At 52.7% G+C, this 1,066-nt stretch carries 1 rRNA gene; it reads right to left on the bottom strand.

Features of this window, described 5'->3' with window-relative positions:
* Nucleotides 1-1,066, bottom strand: a 23S ribosomal RNA gene (locus ACJHWK_RS23900); the annotation flags it as partial.

Here is a 1,066-nt window from a genome sequence, read left to right as displayed (position 1 = left end):
CAGGCTTACAGAACGCTCCCCTACCCAACAACACATAGTGTCGCTGCCGCAGCTTCGGTGCATGGTTTAGCCCCGTTACATCTTCCGCGCAGGCCGACTCGACCAGTGAGCTATTACGCTTTCTTTAAATGATGGCTGCTTCTAAGCCAACATCCTGGCTGTCTGGGCCTTCCCACATCGTTTCCCACTTAACCATGACTTTGGGACCTTAGCTGGCGGTCTGGGTTGTTTCCCTCTTCACGACGGACGTTAGCACCCGCCGTGTGTCTCCCGTGATAACATTCTCCGGTATTCGCAGTTTGCATCGGGTTGGTAAGTCGGGATGACCCCCTTGCCGAAACAGTGCTCTACCCCCGGAGATGAATTCACGAGGCGCTACCTAAATAGCTTTCGGGGAGAACCAGCTATCTCCCGGTTTGATTGGCCTTTCACCCCCAGCCACAAGTCATCCGCTAATTTTTCAACATTAGTCGGTTCGGTCCTCCAGTTAGTGTTACCCAACCTTCAACCTGCCCATGGCTAGATCACCGGGTTTCGGGTCTATACCCTGCAACTTAACGCCCAGTTAAGACTCGGTTTCCCTTCGGCTCCCCTATTCGGTTAACCTTGCTACAGAATATAAGTCGCTGACCCATTATACAAAAGGTACGCAGTCACCCCATAAAGAGGCTCCCACTGCTTGTACGTACACGGTTTCAGGTTCTTTTTCACTCCCCTCGCCGGGGTTCTTTTCGCCTTTCCCTCACGGTACTGGTTCACTATCGGTCAGTCAGGAGTATTTAGCCTTGGAGGATGGTCCCCCCATATTCAGACAGGATACCACGTGTCCCGCCCTACTCATCGAGCTCACAGTATGTGCATTTTTGTGTACGGGGCTGTCACCCTGTATCGCGCGCCTTTCCAGACGCTTCCACTAACACACACACTGATTCAGGCTCTGGGCTCCTCCCCGTTCGCTCGCCGCTACTGGGGGAATCTCGGTTGATTTCTTTTCCTCGGGGTACTTAGATGTTTCAGTTCCCCCGGTTCGCCTCATTAACCTATGGATTCAGTTAATGATAGTGTG

Source organism: Escherichia sp. WS547 (assembly GCF_046486065.1).
Taxonomy (GTDB): Bacteria; Pseudomonadota; Gammaproteobacteria; order Enterobacterales; family Enterobacteriaceae; genus Escherichia; species Escherichia coli.
This window is presented reverse-complemented; position numbering and strand designations above follow the sequence as displayed.